General features: G+C 60.5%; 1 protein-coding gene. It reads left to right on the plus strand.

Going from position 1 to position 1994, the window contains the following annotated elements; genetic code table 11:
• On the plus strand, positions 1 to 1994 hold a 1994-nt coding region (locus tag AC1DSJ_RS30080; protein ID WP_476760469.1), incomplete at both ends, for a VCBS domain-containing protein.

Below are 1994 nucleotides of genomic sequence, written 5' to 3' on the forward strand. Positions count from 1 at the left end.
GGCCACGGCGGGATCGTCGACAAGGCGGTCACGGTCACCATCAACGGCACGGATGACGGCGCGACCATCAATCCGGCTCAACCCGGCGATGACAAGGGTTCGGTCACCGAAGACGGTACGCTCACGACCGGCGGCAAGCTGGAAGTGACTGATCCGGACGCTGGCCAGGCGGTCTTCCAAACGCAGACCAATGCCGCCGGTCAGCACGGCACCTTCTCCATCGATGCCGATGGCAAGTGGAACTACACCCTGACCAATAACGACCCGGCCGTTCAAGGCTTGGGCGCGGGCAAGACGCTGACCGAGACCTTCACCGTCACGACGGCGGATGGCACCACCGGTCAAGTGGTCGTCACGATCGTTGGCACCAACGACACTCCGGTGTTGACCGGTAAGGCTGACGGCGCGGTCACCGAAGACGGCAGCTTGGTTGCCACCGGCAAGATCGATGTCACTGACGTTGACACGACCGATACCCATACCTGGACCGTCAACAATGATGGCAAGGGCACCTACGGTTCATTCTCCGTCGACGGCTCCGGCAACTGGACGTACAACCTCGACAACGCCAACAAGACCGTTCAAGGTCTGAAGTCGGGCGAATCGATCACCGAAACCTTCACTGTGACGGTGAACGACGGCAACGGCGGAATCGTCGACAAGGCGGTCACGGTCACCATCAACGGCACGGATGACGGCGCGACCATCAATCCGGCTCAACCGGGCGATGACAAAGGCTCGGTCACCGAAGACGGTACGCTCACGACCGGCGGCAAGCTCGAGGTGACCGATCCGGATGCCGGTCAAGCGGTCTTCCAAACGCAGACCAATGCAGCCGGCCAGCACGGCACGTTCTCCATCGACGCCGATGGCAAGTGGAACTACACCCTGACCAACAATGACCCGGCAGTTCAAGGCCTGGGCGCTGGCAAGACGCTGACGGAGACCTTTACGGTTACGACGGCGGATGGCACGACAGGTCAAGTGGTCGTCACGATCGTTGGCACCAACGACATCCCCGTTCTGACCGGCAAGGCTGACGGTGCGGTTACCGAAGACGGCACGCTCGTTGCCACCGGCAAGATCGACGTCACTGACATTGACACGACCGATACCCATACCTGGACCGTCAACAATGATGGCAAGGGTACGTATGGTTCGTTCTCGGTCGATGGATCGGGCAACTGGACCTACAACCTCGACAACGCCAACAAGGCTGTTCAAGGCCTGAAGTCCGGCGAGACCTTTACCGAAACGTTTACCGTGACCGTCAACGACGGCAACGGCGGAATCGTCGACAAGGCGATCACGGTCACCATCAATGGCACCGATGACGGCGCCATCATCAACCCGGTTCAACCGGGTGATGACAAAGGTTCGGTCACCGAAGACGGCACGCTCACGACAGGCGGCAAGCTGGAAGTGACGGACCCGGACGCTGGCCAAGCGGTCTTCCAAACGCAGACCAACGCAGCCGGTCAGCACGGCACCTTCTCCATCGACGCCGATGGCAAGTGGAACTACACCTTGACCAACAACGACCCGGCCGTTCAAGGCTTGGGCGCGGGCAAGACCCTGACCGAGACCTTTACCGTTACGACGGCGGATGGCACGACGGGCCAGGTCGTGGTCACGATCGTCGGTACGAATGACATCCCGGTTCTGACGGGTAAGGCTGACGGCGCGGTTACCGAAGACGGCACGCTCGTTGCCACCGGCAAGATTGATGTTGCTGATGTTGATACCACCGACACGCACACTTGGACCGTCAACAATGACGGCAAGGGTACGTATGGTTCGTTCTCGGTTGATGGTTCGGGCAACTGGACCTACAACCTCGACAACGCCAACAAGACCGTTCAGGGTCTGAAATCTGGCGAATCGATCACCGAAACGTTCACCGTGACCGTCAACGACGGCCACGGCGGGATCGTCGACAAGGCGGTCACGGTCACCATCAACGGCACGGATGACGGCGCGACCATCAATCCGGC

The sequence above is a fragment of the Achromobacter sp. 01N37 genome (genome assembly GCF_056399725.1).